Source organism: Sphingomonas sp. CD22, from assembly GCF_034556155.1.
In the GTDB taxonomy this organism is placed as follows: domain Bacteria; phylum Pseudomonadota; class Alphaproteobacteria; order Sphingomonadales; family Sphingomonadaceae; genus Sphingomonas.
Genome location: NZ_JAYDYX010000003.1, coordinates 326,530 through 344,419, shown reverse-complemented (window position 1 = coordinate 344,419; position 17,890 = coordinate 326,530). Strand labels below are relative to the sequence as shown.

Below are 17,890 nucleotides of genomic sequence, written 5' to 3'. Positions count from 1 at the left end.
AGGGCGAAATCCGATAGTGGAACGCCCGTCATCGCGGCGAACCGCCGCCACGGCAAGCCGCCGCCCATCCGATCAGGCCGCCTGCGTGATCGCCCCCCAGATCTTCTCGATCAGCGCCTTGGTCTCGCGCACCTGCGCCTCGATCCCGTCGAGCAGCGCGTTGAGGTGGTGCTGATTGCCCGACAATTCGCGATGCGAGGCGATCTGCACCGCCTCGATCTGCTGACGCGCCAGCTCGCCGTTCTTGAGCAGCGCGGCGACCAGCCCGATCCGCGCCGGGTCCTGGTCGAGATAGGCGCGCAGCAAGCTGTTGCGGTACAATTTGCCGTATTGGTCGTACCGCGCCTGTCCTTCGGTAACGGTATTCGTATAGTCGCCGACGCCGGGCGAGATGCGGATGTGATAATTCGCCAGCGGCTCCGCGATCAGGGCGATGTCGGCAAGCCGCAACCCGCGCAGGATCAGGTCCCAATCGTCGTAGATCGGCAGATGTTCGTTGAGGAAGCCGGCGCTGGCGACGACGTTCCGCCGCCACAATAGCGCGATCGGCGGGATCATCGGCCGACGGATGACGTCGAGCATGTCCAGCGCCTCGCCGTCATACCCCTCGACGTCGGCATTGACGATCTCGACGGACGATCCGTCGAAGGTTTCGCCGATCCGCACCCATTTGGTGAGCACCGCACCGAACCGCCGGTTGGGCGATGCGAGGAGGAACGACGTGGCGATCGCGAGGTACGATTCGTCCCAGGAATCATCGTCGTCATGAACCGCGATGAAGGGCGAGGTTCCGCGGCACAGACCCAGATTGGCGGCCCCGCTCATGCCCAGGCTGACGGGATTGTGGATGACCGTGATCCGTCCGGCAAGATCGCCGCCGAACGTCGCGACCAGCGCATCGACGCGTGCCGCCTCCCCGCCGTCGTTGACCAGATAGAGATGCCAGTTGGTATGCCGCTGGTTCAGCACGCTCGTCAGCGCCCGGCTCAGCAGCGCCGGCCGATCCTTGGTCCGCATCACGATATCGACGCCGTCCCCGGTCGCGTCGTCGCGCAATTTCGCCATGCTGTTGGGAAAGATGTTGCTCATGGATACGGCAGATCCCTCTAGGAATTCCCCGTATCATAGGAACGGCTCGAAGACCGGAGACGCGGCACGGGCATTTAGCGCATGCGGTCCGTCGACCGGTCCGCCGTAGGCGGACCGACATTCACGAAAGTCCTCCCCCGCCAGGGGGAGGTGGCGCGGCGAAGCCGTGACGGAGGGGGAGGTAAGCGACGACCTCGGTTGCGTGTCCTCCCCCTCCGTCATGCCTTCGGCATGCCACCTCCCCCTGGCGGGGGAGGAATTTAGCCAAAATCTCCGAACGACGATCGGCAGGTCGGCCACGCCGTTCATCGCGAGCACGACCCCCTGTATTGTCGCCCTAATACGGACCGTTGCGCGGCACGCGCGGCTGCTCTAGCGCTGCACGGGAATAGAAGGAGCGACGCGTGAAGCTGGTACGGGGCGCATGGAAGCTGCTGGTGGCGATCAAGGACGGTCTGGTCCTGATCGCGATGCTGTTGTTCTTCGGTCTGCTGTTCGCAGCGCTCAACGCGCGGCCGGGGTCGAAGGCGATCGTTCCCGGCGCGCTGGTGCTCGACCTCGACGGCACGATCGTCGAACAGCCCGAGGAACAGGCGCCGTTCGCCGCGCTCTCCGGCCAGGCGATGCCGCGCCAGTATCGCGCCCGCGACGTGCTGCGCGCGATCGACGCCGCACGCAGCGATGACCGGGTCAAGGCGCTCGTCCTCGACCTCGACCGGTTCGGCGGCGGCTATCCGGCGACGCTCAACGAGGTCGCCGAGGCGATCCACCGCTTCCGCGATACCAAAAAGCCGGTGCTCGCCTATGCCACCGCTTATACCGACGCCGGCTATCGCCTCGCCGCCAGTGCGAGCGAGATCTGGGTCAACCCGCTCGGCGGCACGATCTTCACCGGCCCCGGCGGCAGCCAGCTCTATTACAAGGGCCTGATCGACAAGCTCGGGGTCAACACCCACGTCTATCGCGTCGGCAAGTTCAAGAGCTTCGTCGAACCCTATACCCGCGCCGACCAGAGCCCTGAGGCGCGCGAGGCGAGCCAGCAGCTGCTCGGCGCGCTGTTCGGCCAGTGGCGCGAGGCGATCGCCAAGGCGCGGCCCAAGGCGCAGGTCGGCGCGTTCCTCGCCAGCCCCGACCGGATGATCGTCGCCGCCAACGGCGACATCGCCAAGGCCAATCTCGCCTCGAACATCGTCGACACGCTCGGCGACCGCGTCGCCTTCGGCCGCCGCGTCGCCGCCTTGGTCGGCAGCGACGCCAGCAGGCCGGTCGGCACCTTCAACACGATCAAATACGACGCCTGGATCGGCGCCAACCCGCTGCCGAAAAGCGGTGACGGCATCGGGGTGATCACCATCGCCGGCGACATCGTCGACGGCGAGGGCGGGCCGGGCAGCGCGCATGGCGACACGATCGCCAAGCTGATCCTCAACGGCCTCGCCAAGAAGAACCTCAAGGCGCTGGTCGTGCGGGTCGATTCGCCAGGCGGCTCGGTGCTCGCCTCCGAACGCATCCGCCTCGCCATCCTCGAAGCGAAGAAGAAGGGGCTGCCGGTCGTCGTGTCGATGGGCGGGCTCGCCGCGTCGGGCGGCTATTGGGTGTCGACGCCGGGCGACGTGATCTTCGCCGAACCGGCGACGATCACCGGCTCGATCGGCATCTTCGGCATCATCCCGACCTTCGAGAAGACGCTCGCCAAGATCGGCATCACCGCCGACGGCGTGAAGTCGACGCCGCTGTCGGGCCAGCCCGACGTCTATGCCGGCACCACGCCGCAGCTCGACACGATCCTGCAGGCGGGGATCGAGAACGGCTATCGCCAGTTCCTCGCCCGCGTCGCGCAATCGCGCGGGATGACGCCGCAACGCGTCGACGAAATCGCGCAGGGGCGCGTCTGGGACGGCGGCACCGCGCGCCAGCTCAAGCTGGTCGATCGCTTCGGCGGCCTGCAGGACGCGGTCGCCGAAGCGGCGAAGCGCGCCAAGCTCGATCCCGCCAAGGTGCATGCCGAATATCTGGAAAAGGCACCCGGCTTCGCCGCGCAGATCGCCGCCGGCTTCGCCGACAAGGACGACGACGATGCGACCGAAGAGGCGCAGGGCGGCGACGTCTTCGCGCGGATCGCGGCGGAGCGGCGCGGGCTGCTCGCGCAGGCGCTCGGCGACGTCAAGCGGCTCGCCACCGCGGGGTCGGTGCAGGCGCGCTGCCTCGAATGCGGCGGCCTGGGGCCGAGCGACACCGCCGGATCGGACGCGCGGCTGCTCGACCTGATCCTCGCGCGCGTCGGGCTGTGAGATGATCGCGCTCCGCCCCGCCACGCCCGAGGACGCCGCGGCGGTGGCGGCGATCTACGCGCCGCACGTGCTCGCCGGCACGGTGTCGTTCGAGACCGAGGTGCCCGATACGCGCACGATGCGGACACGGATGGCGTCCGCCGCCGGCCTCTATCCCTGGATCGTCGCGACCACCGGCGAGGCGACCGGCGGCGTGCTCGGCTATGCCTATGCGACGCGCTTCTCGGAGCGCGAGGCGTATCGCTGGGCGGTGGAGACGACGATCTACGTCGCCGACGTCGCGCAGCGCCAGGGCGTCGGCCGGCTGCTGTACGAAGGGCTGATCGACACGCTGCGCGCGCAGGGCTTCACACAGGCGATCGGCCGCATCGCTCTGCCCAACAGCGCCTCGATCACGCTGCACGAGCAGGTCGGCTTCCGCCGCGCCGGCGTGTTCCGCGCGATCGGCCACAAGCACGGCCAATGGATCGACGTCGGCTATTGGCAATGCACGCTCGCCGAACCTACGACGCCCCCCGCCGAGCCGAAACGATTCGCCGACACCGGCGTCGTGCGCGGCTAGGCGAGGCGGAGCGGTACGCCGTTCCCAAAACCCACTCCGTCACCCCGGCCTTGTGCCGGGGTCCCGCTTCTTCGGACGGCGCGAGGAAGCGGGATGCCGGATCAAGTCCGGCATGACGGAGATATACCCGGGCAAAGCGACCAACGCGAACACCCGCCTGTCCTATTCGGCACGCCGCTGATACCGAACCGACCGACGCACTTTCTCATCGTCGAGATCATAGCAAAAACGGAAACGATAAACCCGGATCGTTTCCGTTAAGGTGTCCATCTTGTCCATGTCGCCCGACACGGGCGCGATCAGTCGCCCTCGGGCCGATCGTCGTCGCGGCTGCGATACGCGGGCAGCGCCAGCCGGAAGCGGATCGCGAAGGCGCGCAGGCCAAAGCCCGCCGCCGCCGCGATGATCGCCGCCGGCGCGCCTGCCAGCCCGACCAGCCCCAGCGCCACGTACAGCGCCGACGACAGGGCCGCCGCGGTGACGTACAATTCCGGCCGCATCAGGATCGACGGTTCGCCTGCCAGCACGTCGCGGATGATGCCGCCGACGCAGGCGGTCACCACCCCCATCAGCGCCGCCGGCACCGGCGGCACGCCATAGCCGATCGCCTTGGCCGCGCCATAGACCGCATAAGCGGCGAGCCCGACCGCATCGAACCAGGCGAGCGCGCCGTCCTTCCACCACCGCTCCGGCGTCACCCAGACCAGCGCCGCCATCAGCAGGCACACCGTCGCCGCGCGGGGATCATGGACCCAGAACACCGGCGCATCGATCAGCAGGTCGCGCACCGTGCCGCCGCCGACCCCGGTGATCAGCGCGAAGAAGGCGAGCGTCACCGCGGTCTGCCCGCGCTTCGCCGCCGCCAGCGCGCCGGAGACGGCGAACACCGCCAGCCCCGCGACATCGAACCACGGCGCGAAGGCGGGAAGCAGATCGGCGGCGGGCAACGGCGGCAACATCACCGCCGCCTACCGTGTTCGCGACCGCCGAGAAAGGCCGCGTCGCCCGTCCCTGCCGTGTTCCCCCCGGCGCGCGACCTCTGCGGGTGACGGCATCCCGTCAGAACCGCCGCCCGACCACCAGATGCACCATCGGGTTGACCGGATTGCCCGCGCCGCGTTCGCCGCGCAGCCGACGCGTCGCATCGGTCGCGTTGGCATAAGCGCTGCCCTTCATCGCGCCGATCTCGACGCCGATACGCGTGCGGTCGGCGAGCGCCCCGGCATACCCCAGCGTCAACGCCGGCGTCCGACGCAGACCGGCGCGACCACCGGGCACGTTGGGCTGGCGCGGCGCACCGATGAGCCCGCGACCGGTCGATTGCTCGCCGGCGCGCGGATCGTACATCCGCGTTCCCGCCGACAGGTGGAAGCCGCTGGCCCCGACCGGGTAGAATTCGACCATCGAACTGCCCAGCCGCTGATGCGTCTTCTCGCGCGGACCGGCCGCGGTGGCGACGGTGGTGACGCGCAGCCGCAGGTTGGCGGTCAGCCGGCTATCGTGCTCGACCCCGCTGCCGAGTGCCAGCGGCTGAAGCGGCGACCGCGCCACCCCGTCCGCCGCCGTCGTGCCCGGCAGCGCCTGCGCGGCCCCGGACAATGCCGGGCACGACGCGGCGACTGCGCCGATCACCCCCGCGACCCGCGTCGCCATTGCCCCCGCGCCGCGCGCGCGCCGCCGTCCTGCCACCTGTTTCGTTCCGCTATCCTGCATTCATGCAAGATACAGGTTCATAATGGTCTTTTTCTTAACGCGCGCCGGGCCGTGGCAATCCAGCGACGAACCGCATCGCGCAGCCGCCATCTGGTCAAACCGGGCCGCGGACGGTAAGGCGCGCGCTTTCCCCCCATCAGAATAGAGCGCATCATGGGTTTCCGCTGCGGCATCGTCGGCCTGCCCAACGTCGGCAAGTCCACCCTCTTCAACGCCTTGACCGAGACGGCCGCGGCGCAGGCGGCCAATTATCCGTTCTGCACGATCGAGCCGAACGTCGGCAACGTCGCGGTCCCCGACCCGCGGCTCGACCAGCTCGCCGCGATCGCCGGCTCGGCCAAGATCATCGAGACGCAGCTCGCCTTCGTCGACATCGCCGGGCTGGTCCGCGGCGCGTCGAAGGGCGAAGGGCTCGGCAACCAGTTCCTCGGCAACATCCGCGAGGTGGACGCGATCGTCCATGTGCTGCGTTGCTTCACCGACGGCGACGTCACCCATGTCGAGGGCAAGGTCGATCCGATCGCCGATGCCGAGACGGTCGAGACCGAGCTGATGCTCTCCGACCTCGAAAGCCTTGAAAAGCGCGTGCCCAACCTCGTCAAGAAGGGCCAGCAGGGCGACAAGGAGGCCAAGATCGGCGCCGCGGTGCTCGGCCAGGCGCTCGAATTGCTGCGCGAGGGCAAGCCGGCGCGGCTGACCCAGCCCAAGGACGCCGAGGAAGCGCGCGTGTTCGCGCAGGCGCAGCTCATCACCGCCAAGCCGGTGCTCTACGTCTGCAACGTCGACGAAAGCGATGCCGCGAACGGCAACGATCTGTCCGCCAAGGTCTTCGAAAAGGCCAAGGCGGAGGGCGCCGAGGCGGTCGTCGTCTCCGCGGCGATCGAGGCGGAGATCGCGACGATGCCGGTAGCGGATCGCGCCGAATTCCTCGCCGAGCTGGGCCTTGCCGAAACCGGTCTCGCCCGCGTCATCACCGCCGGCTACAAGCTTCTGAACCTGCTGACCTTCTTCACCGTCGGGCCGAAGGAGGCGCGCGCCTGGACCGTCCATGCCGGCGCCAAGGCCCCGCAGGCGGCGGGCGAGATCCACACCGACTTCGAACGCGGCTTCATCCGCGCCGAGACGATCGCCTTCGCCGATTACATCGCCTGCAAGGGCGAGGCCGGCGCGCGCGACACCGGCAAGCTGCGCCAGGAAGGCAAGGACTATGTCGTCCACGACGGCGACGTGCTGCTGTTCCGCTTCAACGTCTGACCCGATTCCTCCCCGGCGGGGGGAGGAGTTTCGGTTGTGGCAGCACCCCTGTCGCGCGTAGAGGACGCACGCCCTCCACGTCCGGGACGATCCGCCTGTGAGACTGATTCCCCTCGCCGCCCTCGCGCTGTCGCTTGCCGGTTGCGCGCTGCCCTACACGCCCCCCGCCCTCTCGCCCGCGACGCAGCCTGCACCGGCGCCGGCGTCCGCCAGCCTGCCGCCCGCACCGCTGCCACGGACGCAGACCGCGCCGGTGACGATCCTCGTCTCGATCGACGGCTTCCGCCCCGATTATCTCGACCGCGGCGTCACGCCCAATCTGTCGGCACTCGCGGCGAGCGGCGTCAGCGCGGCGATGCGGCCGTCCTACCCCTCGGTCACCTTCCCCAATCACTGGACGTTGGTCACCGGAGAGGTTCCCGATCACCACGGCATCGTCGGCAACAAGATGGAGGACCCGGCGCGCCCCGGCGAGACCTTCACGATGGCAAGCGACGACCCCTTCTGGTGGAACGCCGCCGAGCCGATCTGGGTCACCGCGGAGAAGGCGGGGGTGCGCACCGCGACGATGTTCTGGCCGGGCGCCAACGTCGGCTGGGGCGGGACGATCGTCCCCAACAGCCATGGCGCGGTCGCCGACGCCCATCGGCCGGAGGACTGGCAGCAATTCAACCAGGCGGTGACGGGCGCGCAGCGCGTCGATGCGGTGATCGACTGGCTGCGCCGGCCCGCCGCGACGCGGCCGCGCTTCGTCACGCTCTATTTCGACACGGTGGATAGCGCCGGCCACGCCAACGGCCCGCAGGCCGCCGCGACGACGCAGGCGGTCGCCGACGTCGACGCCCAGATCGGCCGGCTCGTCCAAGGGCTGCGCGACCTGCGACAGCCCGCCAATCTCGTCATCGTCGCCGATCACGGCATGGCGGCGACCGACAGCAGCCGCACCATCGCGCTCGACCGCATCGCCGACCCCGCCGATTATCGCCTGTTCGAAAGCGGCCCCTATGCGACGCTCTTCGCCCTGCCCGGCCATGAGGCGGCGCTGGAAGCCAGCCTGCTCAAGCCGCAGGCGCACATGAGCTGCTGGCGCAAGACCGCCGTGCCGGCGCGCTTCCGCTACGGCACCAACCCACGCGTCCCGCCCTATCTGTGCCTCGCCGAGACCGGCTGGCTGATCCTCAAATCCGCGCCGACCGAACCGTTTCACGGCGGCGCGCACGGCTACGACAATCGTGCGCCCGACATGGCGGCGCTGTTCCTCGCCAACGGCCCGGCGTTCGTCGGCGGCAAGCGGCTGGCGAGCTTCGACAACACCGACGTCAATCCGCTGCTCCGCGACCTCATCGGCCTGCCCGCCGGCACGGGTCTGGACGGCGACGATGCACCGTTTAGACCGGTGCTCAGACGATAGGAGGATGCGGTGCAATATTTCGAGGATATCGAGGTCGGCACGACAGCGCGCTTCGGCGACTATCCGGTGACGCGCGAGGAGGTGATCGCCTTCGCCGAGAAATACGATCCGCAGCCCTTCCACCTCTCCGACGAGGGCGCCGCCGGCACCTATTTCGGGCGGCTGTCGGCGAGCGGCTGGCATACGTGCGCGATGACGATGGCGATGCTGGTCGCGCACCTCGAGGCGAACGAGCAGGCGGGATTGGGCTCACCGGGGATCGACGAATTGCGCTGGCGCACGCCGGTCTATCCCGGCGACCGGCTGCGTTGCGAAACCAAGGTGCTGGAGAAGCGCCGGTCGGGAAGCCGGCCGGAGATGGGCATATACCGCAGCCGGATGACCGTCCTCAATCAGGACGACGTGGTGGTGATGACCTTCCTGTCGAACGGGCTGATCGCGACGCGCGAACGCTGACCACCGCCCCGGTCCGTGCCGGGGCGGTGGTCATGCGGCGATCACCGCCGCCCGCGCCAGCCACCGCCGCCGCGCGGGCCGCCGCCGCGGGGGCCGCCACCGCGATTGCCGCCACCCCAGCCGCGCGGCTGCCCACCGCCTGCGGGTGCGACCGCCTGCGGCGTCGCGGCTTGCGGCGTGCCGGAGAAGTTCTGGCGGTTGCCGCGCCAATTGCCCCGATCACCGCGGATGCCGTCGCCGCGGATACCGGGGGTCCGATCGCCACGGACGCCATCGCCGCGGACGCCCGGCGTGCGATCGCCGCGGAAGCCCGGGCCGCGGTCGCCGCGGAAACCATCGCCGCGGCTGCGGTCGAAGCCGTTCCAGTCATTGCGGAAGTTGCGGTCACCACGCCAGCCGTTGCGGCGCTGCTCCCAATACCGGCGCTGGCCGTCGTTCCAGCGATAGGGCCGGCGATACTGGTCATAGACGTAGATGCCCGTACCCGGATAATAATAATCGCCGTACCAGCCGAAATAGCTCGGGTAGCCGCCATAGCCGTAGCCGCCGCCGTACCCACCATAGCCGCCGTAGCCGCCGTCGTAATAGCCGCCGCTGCCATAGCCGACGTTGACGCCGCTATAGCCATAGCCGTCCGTGCAAGCGGAGGTCGCGACCCCCGCACCGAAGAGGAGGCCGATCAGGGCCAGACGCTTGAGCAACATGATGCTCTCCCAAAAAACGGGCGCGAGCATAGGGCAAAAACGCGCCGACTCGTCGCTCAACGAGGGCAGGTCATCGCAGGTTCCGGCTGAACGGTTAATGACCGGCGAACGTAACCAGCGAATCCACCTGGATATTCTCCGCCCGCAGCGCATCGGCGCCCCCCAGATCGGGCAGGTCGATGACGAATTGCGCCTGCGTCAATTGCGCCCCCGCCTTGCGCAGCAGCCGCACCGCGGCCCGCGCGGTGCCGCCGGTGGCGATGAGGTCGTCGACGAGCAGCACGCGCTGCCCCGGCACCAGCGCATCCTCGTGCATGACGATCCGGTCCTCGCCATATTCGAGCGCATAATCCTCGGCGATCGTCGCACCCGGCAATTTGCCGTCCTTGCGGATCAGCAGCACCCCGGCCTTCAGCGGCATTGCCAGCGCCGCGGCGAACAGAAAGCCCCGCGCCTCGATCCCCGCGACGAGATCGACCGGCCCCTGCGTCGCCGCCGCCATCCGCGCGACCGTCGTGGCGAAGCCCGCGGCATCGAGCAGCAACGTCGTGATGTCACGGAACTGGATGCCGGGCTTGGGGAAGTCGGGGATCGTGCGGATGAGGGCCTTGAGGTCGTCGTTCATCCCCGCGGTGTGCGGGGATGCGCCGGCGGGGTCAATGCGCGATGAAAGTCCTCCCCCGCCAGGGGGAGGTGGCAGGCCACAGGCCTGACGGAGGGGGAGGATACGGTAAGCCTGGGCGGGAACGACATCCACTATCCTCGGCGTTTCGGGACGATGATGGTCGCCGAAGCGTCGCTCTTCCGTCACCCCGGGCTTGACCCGGGGTCCCGCTTCTTCCCGATCGGCATCCTCGGAGGACATAGCGGGACCCCGGATCAAGTCCGGGGTGACGGAGCGAAGGTGTCGAAGTCACGGCGCCAATGAATATCGATCCCACCTAACGTCTGCGGAAACTCCCCCCACCACGCCTCCCCCGCTGCGCGAGGAAGGACTCGCAAAAAAAGGGGAGCGCCCCGCGCCCCCCTCTCCTTCGAACCGGCAGGCCGGTCGGATCAATGCTTCACATCGCGCCAGACGTTCTGATAGGCGCCCCACGCCAGGAAGCAGAAGATCAGGAGGAAGATGCCCGCGGCCACACCCGCCGCATGACGCGCGTTGAGGTTCGGCTCCGCGGTCCAGGTCAGGAAGGCGGCGACGTCGCGCGCCATCTGGTCCTTGGTCGCCTTGGTGCCGTCCGAATAGGTCACCTGACCGTCCGAGGTCAGCGGCGGCGGCATCGCGATGTTGAGATTGGCGAAATAGGGATTGTAGTGAAGCCCCTGCGGCGTCTTCGACCCCGGGAACTCCTTGATCAGCGCCGCCGGCTGCGGGCGATAGCCGGTCAGCAGCGCGTGGACGTAATTGGAGCCGTCCTCGCGCGCCTTGGTGATCAGCGACAGGTCGGGCGGCAGCGCGTTGTTGTTGGCGGCGCGCGCGGCGACCTCGTTGGCGAACGGCGACGGGAAACGGTCCGACGGCACGTTCTTGCGCGTCGACGGCTCGCCCGTCTCGGGGTTGATCGTCGGCTGTTCGATCACCCACTGGTTGGCGATCGCCTTGGTCTCGGGAACGGTATAGCCGATCTTGGTCAGGTCGCGGAACGACACGAACTTCAGGCTGTGGCAGGCCGAGCAGACCTCCTTGTACACCTGGAAGCCGCGCTGCAGCTGCTGATTGTCGAACTTTCCGAAGAAGCCGTTCGACGGCAATTGGATGTTTTCCGGATGCAGGCGGAAGACGTGCTCGGCGCTTTCCGCCGCCGGCTCCTGGATGGCGGTCTTGACGGTCCCGAACAGCGCCAGAGCGAGCACGAAGATGAAGGCGGCGCCGACCAGCGAGGCAATGATGCGAGGCATGATGTTCTATTGTCCCCCAGTCGGTTCAGGCGTGGACCGCGGATGCGACGGCTGATTGGGCCGGGCTCGTGCCACCCTGCTTCGCCAGCACCGCTTCGGTGATCGAGTTCGGCAGCGGACGCGGACGCTCGGAGCGCGCGACCCACGGCAGGATGATCAGGAAGTGGGCGAAATAATAAGCCGAGGCGATCTGTCCCAGGATCACGTTGCGCGCATTCGCCTCCGCGCCGCCGACATAGCCGAGCACGAGGATGTCGAAGAGCAGGATGCCGAGGAAGATGCGGTATTTCGGCCGGTAATTGGCCGAGCGCACCGGCGAGCTGTCGAGCCACGGCAGGAAGAACAGCAGCAGGATCGACCCGAACATCGCCAGCACGCCCCACAGCTTCGCATCGAGGATGAAATTGGCGGTGAAGCTCTTGAGGATCGCGTAGAACGGCAGGAAATACCATTCGGGGACGATATGCGCCGGCGTCGAGAGCGGGTTCGCCTCGATGTAATTGTCCGGATGGCCGAGCATGTTGGGGCTGAAGAAGATCAGCGCCGCGAAGATCAGCAGGAACACGCCGAGCCCGACTGCATCCTTGGCGGTGTAATAGGGGTGGAACGGCACGGTATCCTGCTCGCCCTTCACCTCGACGCCGGTCGGGTTGTTCGAACCCGGAATGTGCAGCGCCCAGATGTGCAGGATGATGACGCCCGCCGTTACGAACGGCAGCAGATAGTGGAGCGAGAAGAAGCGGTTGAGCGTCGCGTTATCGGGCGCGAAGCCGCCGAGCAGCCAGATGCGGATGGTGTCGCCGACCAGCGGTATCGCCGAGAAGAAGCCGGTGATGACCTGCGCGCCCCAGAAGCTCATCTGCCCCCAGGGGAGCACATAGCCCATGAACGCGGTCGCCATCATCAGCAGGAAGATGACGACGCCGAGCAGCCACACCATCTCGCGCGGCGCCTTGTACGATCCGTAATAGAGGCCGCGGCCGATATGGATGTAGACGACGAGCAGGAACATCGACGCGCCGTTGGCATGCGCGTAGCGCAGGAACCAGCCGGCGTTGACGTCGCGCATGATGCTCTCGACCGAGCCGAAGGCGACGCCGGCATTGGCGGCATAATGCATCGCCAGCACGACGCCGGTGATGATCTGGATCGCCAGCGCGGCGCCGGCGAGCACGCCGAAGTTCCAGAAGTAATTGAGGTTGCGCGGCACCGGATAGCCTGCGCCGACGGCGTTGTAGACGAGGCGCGGCAGCGGCAGCTTCTCGTCCAGCCAGCGCATCAGCGGCTGCTTCGGTTCGTAATGCTTGGCCCAGGGAAAGCTCATGATCCGGATCTCCCTCAGCCGACCGTCACGGCGGTATCGGAATTGAACGTATAGTCGGGCACCGCGAGGTTCTTCGGTGCCGGTCCCTGGCGGATACGCGCCGCAGTGTCATAGGCGGAGCCGTGACACGGGCAGAAATAGCCGCCGAACGGCCCCTTGTTCTCGCCCTCGCCCGCCCCGAGCGGCACGCAGCCGAGATGGGTGCAGACGCCCAGCGTGATGAGCCAGTTTTCCTTGCCGGGCTTGGTCCGCTCGGCGAGCGTCTGCGGATCGCGCAGGCTCGCGACGTCGACCTTGTTGGCCTCGGCGATTTCGGCGGGGGTGAGGTTGCGGACGAACAGCGGCTGCTTGCGGAACTGCGACTTGATCGCCTGTCCCGGCGCGATCTTCGACAGATCGACCTCGGTGGTCGACTGGGCGAGCACGTCGGCCGAGGGGTTCATCTGGTTGATCAGCGGCAGCACGATCGCCAGCGCGCCGACCCCGGCGAACGAGACGGCGGCGATATTGATGAAGTCGCGACGGCGGGGATCGTGGACTTCCTCGTGGAACGGTTCCGGCGATTCACCGGGTGGCACCATGCTGTCAGTCACCATTCGTCTCTGCCCTCGTCTATCATTATTGCGGAGGAACCGGTTGTGCCGTGCCACCGAACCCTGCCGTCCCCACGGCGAGCCACCGGACTGATAGACGGCGGGCCGAGGGTTTGCCAACAGCATTTTACGCCAGCCCGGCTTGCCGCTAAGCCGCGCGGCCATGACATCCGGCCTCCGCATCGCCCTTTACCAGCCCGATATCGCCGGCAATGTCGGCGCGGTGATGCGCACCTGCGCCTGCTTCGGCATCGGCCTCGACCTGATCGAACCGATGGGCTTCCAGTGGGACGACAAGCGCGTCGCGCGTGCGGCGATGGACTATATCGACCATGTCGCGATCACCCGCCACGCCGGCTGGAGCGCGTTCCTCGCGCAGCTCGGCGGCCGGCTGGTCCTGTCGACGACCCGCGGCGCGACGCCCCTGCCCGCCTTCGCCTTCGCTCCCGGCGACGTGCTGTTGTTCGGCCGCGAGAGCGCCGGCGTACCGGAGGAGGTGCACGCGCGCGCCGACGCGCGGGTGGTCATCCCGATGGCGCCGCCGCTGCGCTCGCTCAATCTGTCGGTGTCGGCGGGGATCGTCGCGGCGGAGGCGCTGCGGCAGACGGGCGGCTTCCCTTCGGTTTGAGTCACGCGGAGGAGGGCGTTCGCGTGAACCGAAACTAGGGCGTCACCGCCCGCACCGCCGTCAGCACGTGCCGCAGCAGCCCGGTCTCGTCGTGGTGGATGTTGTGCCCGCCGGGCATGCCGATCACCCGTGCGCCGGGCACGCGCAGCAGCGGGCACAGGCTGTCGTCTTCCTCGACGCCGTAGATGCAGGTGAGCGGCGCCCAGGTCAGCCGGTTCGCCGTCGTCACGCCGACGCTGTCGGGCGAATCGCCGTACGACCAGCCGGTGGGGTCGGCGCGGAAATAGACCGACTCGCCGGGCAGGACGAGCACGATCGCCGCCACCTTCGGACGCAGGTCCGCGGGCAGATGCGCCAGACCGGTCTGGACGATATCGGCGCCATAGGATTGCCCCATCACCACCACCCGCGCGACGCCGGTGCGGGCGAGCGCGGTGCGGATCGCGTCGGCCATGAACGCGTCCACCTCGGCGCGGGTGCGGCGCTGGCGAAACACCGCGGGGGTGGCGATGCCGACCACCGGGATATGATGCTCGGTCAGCCCGCGCGAGGTCGACGCGCCGAGCAGGAAGCGCAGCCCCATATCGCCCGATATGTTGACCACCGCGATCGGCGCCGCCGGCGCGGCGGCGGGATAGACGTGGACCGGATCGGAATCGAAATAGCCCGCCGCGGCGACGAACGCGCAGACGAAGGCGGAGCTGACCGCAGTCACGCGCAGCCCGCGAAACAAGGATTTGCGCGTGAATCGGCTCATGGCAGCGACTTGCCAGCGATGCACCGCGATGACCAGCGCTCGACTTCGCGGCCGGCGCTTGCCACAAGCCCGCCATGCTGACCCTCGACGCCGAACAGACCGCCGCCCGCACCTGGTTCGAAACGCTGCGCACCCGCATCTGCGCGGCGTTCGAGGCGATCGAGCGCGAGGCGGGGTCGGACGCGGCCTTCGACTACATCGCCTGGGACCGCACCGATCCCTCCGGCGCGCCCGGCGGCGGCGGCGTGCGCGGGGTGATGAAGGGCAAGGTGTTCGAGAAGGTCGGCGTCAACGTCTCGACCGTCGGCGGGCTGCTCGACGGCGAATTCGGCAAGTCGATCCACGGCGCCGGCGACGATCCGCGCTTCTTCGCGACCGGGATCAGCCTCGTCGCGCACATGGCCAATCCGCACGTGCCCGCGGTACATATGAACACGCGCTTCCTCGTCACCACCAAGCGCTGGTTCGGCGGCGGTGCCGATCTCAACCCGCCGCTGCCGGACGCGCAGGACACCGACGATTTCCACGCGACGTTCCGCGCCGCCTGCGACGCGCACGACCCGGCCTATTATCCGCGCTTCAAGGCATGGGCGGACGAGTATTTCTACATCCCGCACCGGCAGGTCCACCGCGGCGTCGGCGGCATCTTCTACGATCACCTCGAAGGCGGTTTCGACGCCAATCTCGCCTTCACCCGGGCGGTCGGCGAGGCGTTCCTCGACGTCTATCCGCGCCTCGTGCGGCGGCGGATGAACGAGCCGTTCGGGCCGGCGGAGATCGCGCAACAGCGCGCGTGGCGCGGCCGCTATGCCGAATTCAACCTCGTCTACGACCGCGGCACGCTGTTCGGGCTCAAGACCGGCGGCAATATCGACGCGATCCTGATGAGCCTGCCGCCGGTGGCGACATGGGACTGACGCCGGTCGCGCCCGGCGAACTCGCGACGATCGTCACCACGCTGGAGATGGCGCGCCGCCCGCCGCTGCGCCCGCTGCCCGCCTCGCCGCTGCGGCTGGTGCGCTGGGACCGGCCCGACCCCGACAAATACCGGCAGCTGTTCCGCCGCGTCGGCGGTCCGTGGCTATGGTATTCGCGACTCGCGATGGACGATGCCGCGCTCGCCGCGATCGTCCACGATCCGCAGGTGCAGGTCCATGCCGCGGTCGATCCCGCGGGGGTCGAGATCGGCTTGCTCGAACTCGACGTCCGCCATGCCGGCGCCTGCGAACTCTCCTATTTCGGGCTGGTGCCCGAACTCGCCGGCAAGGGTCACGGCCGCTGGCTGATGGCCGAGGCGATGGCGCGCGCCTGGGTGCCGGGCGTCGCGCGCGTCTGGGTGCACACCTGCACGCTCGATCATCCCTCGGCGCTCAACTTCTACCGGGCGCAGGGGTTCGTCGCGGTCCGGCGGACGATCGAAACCTTCCCCGATCCGCGCGCGCTGGGCCTGTTGCCGGTCGATGCCGGCGCGCACATACCGTATCTGGCGTAGCGCGGATCGACATTCAGGGTCTGCAGAATTCCTCCCCCGCCAGGGGGAGGAATTTAATGGAATGTCGGTCTTAGCGGCCTATTCCGCCGGCATTGCCGACAGCCGGCGATAGGCGACGATCGCCACCAGCCCGCCGGCGAGCTGCGTCAGCATCGCGACGCCGGCGGCAAAGGCATCGACGATCGCGACGCCGAACGGATTGCCGCCGCCCTCGCCGCCCAGATAATGCGACAGCAGCATGAACGGCTGCCCCGCCAGGATCGCGGCCAGATAGATGGTGACGATCGCGCCGAGCAGCCCCAATTGCCCGCGCCGCGTCATCCGCCACGACGTGCCGATCGCCTGCATCGCGCCCTGCTGCGGTTCGGCGAACAGGACGGGCCCTGCCAGCATGAAGCGGCTCATCAGCCACAGGCCGGGCAGCAGCAGCACGTACATCCCCGCGCCCGCCGGCACCGACACCACCACCATCGCCAGGATGAAGCGCGGGAAGCGCCGCGCCGCGCGCTGGATCGCCACGCCGAGCGTCGGCCGCTCGGCATCGAGGAACAGGCAGAAGACGACCGCGAGGCCCAGATAGGTGATTGCATAGGCGCCGACCGAGCCGAGCCCGTAATCGCCGACCCACCCGTCGAGCGCGGTCATCCACGCCTGTGCCCGCGCCTGCGTATCGAGGATCGCCTCGTCGGGCATCGGCAGCGGCGCGGTGAGCAGCAGCAGCGCATAGGTCGGCACGAAGAAGAACAGGCCGGCGATCCGCAACAGCAGGTCGGCATCGCGCCGGAACATCGCCCAGGCATCGCTTAGCAAGGCGGCGAGCGTCAGCCTCACGCCTGGGTCTCGCCGCGCGCAGCCTTGTCGCGCAGCATCCGCTCGCGGGCGACCAGCGCGACATAGAGTTGCGCCGAGAAGACGATCGCCACCAGCGTCAGCGCCGCCGAGACCGCCTGCGCGACCACGGCGGCGAGCAGCTCGACCGTTGCCCGCGCGTCGGCGCCGAGGATCAGGCGAAAGATCAGCCCGCTGACCGATTGCGCCGCCCAGGTGGCGATCATCAGCACGACGACGAACAGCAGCACCGTGCCCACCAGCCGCCAGGTGTGACGGCGGGTCAGCCGCCAGCATCGCGCGATCGCCGCGACGGACAGCCGCTCCTCCAGCACCACCGCGTAGAGCGGCAGCAGCCGCGCGCCGACGAACAGCAACGCCAGTCCCATCGCCAGCGCATACAGGCCGGCGAGCCCCGCCGCGCCCGGATCGGTCGGGACCGTCGCGGTGCCCGCGGCAAGCGAGCGATAATCGAAGCCCGCGCGCAGCAGCAAAGCGATCGACGGCAGGAACGCCACGATCATCACCACCGCCAGCACCAGAGCGACGAGCAATGCGGCGGGCAGGCGCGCACTGGCCTGTCGCATCGCCGCGGCGCGGTCGGTCGCCGGATCGGTCGAGGCGGCGATCACCGCGAGCTGCCCCCACACCGCGACGATGGCGGTCGCGACCACGAGCAGCATGCCGATCACGGCGGTAGCGGCCGAGGGAGCGGCGAAGGCGGTCCATGCCGCGTTGATCACCGCCGGCAGGAACAGGGTGAGCGCCGCGATCCCGGCGAGCATGCCGCCGCGTCCGTTCAGCACCTCGACGCTGCGGTCCCACACATTGCCCATCTTGACCATCCGGCACCCCTTCGCCCGCGTTTGCGATCGGTTAGCCCAAGCGC

Annotated in this window: 19 protein-coding genes; 8 read left to right on the top strand and 11 right to left on the bottom strand. The window is 68.6% G+C overall.

The window, feature by feature from the left end:
- Positions 1-72: 72 nt before the first annotated feature.
- Positions 73-1,089, bottom strand: coding sequence for a glycosyltransferase family 2 protein (locus SFC76_RS08000; RefSeq protein ID WP_322848946.1), 1,017 nt, complete (start codon positions 1,087-1,089; stop codon positions 73-75).
- Between the two features lie 404 nt (positions 1,090-1,493).
- Here SFC76_RS08000 and sppA point away from each other — a divergent pair, with 404 nt between their 5' ends.
- Entirely contained in the window at positions 1,494-3,380 is a 1,887-nt protein-coding gene (gene sppA, locus SFC76_RS07995; RefSeq protein ID WP_322848945.1) for a signal peptide peptidase SppA, read from the top strand.
- 1 nt (position 3,381) lies between these two features.
- The gene (locus SFC76_RS07990; RefSeq protein WP_322848944.1) at positions 3,382-3,942 is read left to right on the top strand and encodes an N-acetyltransferase family protein; all 561 of its coding nucleotides are present in this window, start codon (positions 3,382-3,384) and stop codon (positions 3,940-3,942) included.
- A 299-nt stretch (positions 3,943-4,241) separates the two neighbouring features.
- Here the strand turns inward: SFC76_RS07990 and SFC76_RS07985 are convergent, their stop codons facing one another.
- Together SFC76_RS07985 and SFC76_RS07980 are read right to left on the bottom strand one after the other, a co-directional pair.
- Positions 4,242-4,901 (bottom strand): trimeric intracellular cation channel family protein, encoded by a 660-nt coding sequence (locus SFC76_RS07985; RefSeq protein WP_322848943.1) that lies wholly within the window; start codon positions 4,899-4,901, stop codon positions 4,242-4,244.
- Positions 4,902-5,001: 100 nt separating this feature from the next.
- Positions 5,002-5,655 carry a hypothetical protein gene (locus SFC76_RS07980; RefSeq protein WP_322848942.1) on the bottom strand — a complete coding sequence of 218 codons (654 nt, stop codon included), beginning with the start codon at positions 5,653-5,655 and terminating at the stop codon, positions 5,002-5,004.
- A gap of 153 nt (positions 5,656-5,808) precedes the next feature.
- On the opposite strand from SFC76_RS07980, the gene ychF reads away from it, so the two are divergent.
- The 3 genes from ychF to SFC76_RS07965 all read left to right on the top strand — a co-directional run bounded on the left by ychF (position 5,809) and on the right by SFC76_RS07965 (position 8,776).
- Complete coding sequence (ychF, locus tag SFC76_RS07975; RefSeq protein WP_322848941.1) at positions 5,809-6,909, top strand: redox-regulated ATPase YchF; 1,101 nt, start codon at positions 5,809-5,811, stop codon at positions 6,907-6,909.
- Between the two features lie 97 nt (positions 6,910-7,006).
- The gene (locus tag SFC76_RS07970; RefSeq protein WP_322848940.1) at positions 7,007-8,320 is read left to right on the top strand and encodes an ectonucleotide pyrophosphatase/phosphodiesterase; all 1,314 of its coding nucleotides are present in this window, start codon (positions 7,007-7,009) and stop codon (positions 8,318-8,320) included.
- Between the two features lie 9 nt (positions 8,321-8,329).
- Complete coding sequence (locus tag SFC76_RS07965; protein WP_322848939.1) at positions 8,330-8,776, top strand: MaoC family dehydratase; 447 nt, start codon at positions 8,330-8,332, stop codon at positions 8,774-8,776.
- Between the two features lie 41 nt (positions 8,777-8,817).
- On the opposite strand, the gene SFC76_RS07960 is transcribed toward SFC76_RS07965, so the two are convergent.
- From SFC76_RS07960 to petA, 5 genes are all read right to left on the bottom strand, one after another.
- Positions 8,818-9,480, bottom strand: a complete 663-nt coding sequence (locus SFC76_RS07960; protein WP_322848938.1) for a hypothetical protein — start codon at positions 9,478-9,480, stop codon at positions 8,818-8,820.
- A gap of 94 nt (positions 9,481-9,574) precedes the next feature.
- The gene (locus SFC76_RS07955) at positions 9,575-10,105 is read right to left on the bottom strand and encodes an adenine phosphoribosyltransferase (RefSeq protein ID WP_322848937.1); all 531 of its coding nucleotides are present in this window, start codon (positions 10,103-10,105) and stop codon (positions 9,575-9,577) included.
- 431 nt (positions 10,106-10,536) lie between these two features.
- Complete coding sequence (locus SFC76_RS07950; RefSeq protein ID WP_322848936.1) at positions 10,537-11,379, bottom strand: cytochrome c1; 843 nt, start codon at positions 11,377-11,379, stop codon at positions 10,537-10,539.
- Positions 11,380-11,404: 25 nt separating this feature from the next.
- A complete protein-coding gene (locus SFC76_RS07945; RefSeq protein ID WP_322848935.1) occupies positions 11,405-12,703 on the bottom strand; it encodes a cytochrome b in 1,299 nt (432 codons plus the stop codon).
- A 14-nt stretch (positions 12,704-12,717) separates the two neighbouring features.
- Entirely contained in the window at positions 12,718-13,284 is a 567-nt protein-coding gene (gene petA, locus SFC76_RS07940) for a ubiquinol-cytochrome c reductase iron-sulfur subunit (RefSeq protein ID WP_052075804.1), read from the bottom strand.
- Positions 13,285-13,459: 175 nt separating this feature from the next.
- Here petA and SFC76_RS07935 point away from each other — a divergent pair, with 175 nt between their 5' ends.
- Entirely contained in the window at positions 13,460-13,924 is a 465-nt protein-coding gene (locus SFC76_RS07935; protein WP_322848934.1) for a tRNA (cytidine(34)-2'-O)-methyltransferase, read from the top strand.
- A 34-nt stretch (positions 13,925-13,958) separates the two neighbouring features.
- Here the strand turns inward: SFC76_RS07935 and SFC76_RS07930 are convergent, their stop codons facing one another.
- Positions 13,959-14,681, bottom strand: coding sequence for an AcvB/VirJ family lysyl-phosphatidylglycerol hydrolase (locus tag SFC76_RS07930; RefSeq protein WP_322848933.1), 723 nt, complete (start codon positions 14,679-14,681; stop codon positions 13,959-13,961).
- 74 nt (positions 14,682-14,755) lie between these two features.
- On the opposite strand from SFC76_RS07930, the gene hemF reads away from it, so the two are divergent.
- Positions 14,756-15,598 (top strand): oxygen-dependent coproporphyrinogen oxidase, encoded by an 843-nt coding sequence (gene hemF / locus SFC76_RS07925; RefSeq protein WP_322848932.1) that lies wholly within the window; start codon positions 14,756-14,758, stop codon positions 15,596-15,598.
- Entirely contained in the window at positions 15,589-16,173 is a 585-nt protein-coding gene (locus SFC76_RS07920) for a GNAT family N-acetyltransferase (RefSeq protein ID WP_322848931.1), read from the top strand. The genes hemF and SFC76_RS07920 overlap by 10 nt, the downstream gene beginning before the upstream one ends.
- Before the next feature lie 78 nt (positions 16,174-16,251).
- Here the strand turns inward: SFC76_RS07920 and SFC76_RS07915 are convergent, their stop codons facing one another.
- On the bottom strand, positions 16,252-17,004 hold the full coding sequence (locus SFC76_RS07915) for a hypothetical protein (protein ID WP_322848930.1): 753 nt from the start codon (positions 17,002-17,004) through the stop codon (positions 16,252-16,254).
- Positions 17,001-17,846, bottom strand: coding sequence for a hypothetical protein (locus SFC76_RS07910; protein WP_322848929.1), 846 nt, complete (start codon positions 17,844-17,846; stop codon positions 17,001-17,003). Before SFC76_RS07910 ends, SFC76_RS07915 begins: the two co-directional genes overlap by 4 nt.
- Positions 17,847-17,890 lie beyond the last annotated feature (44 nt).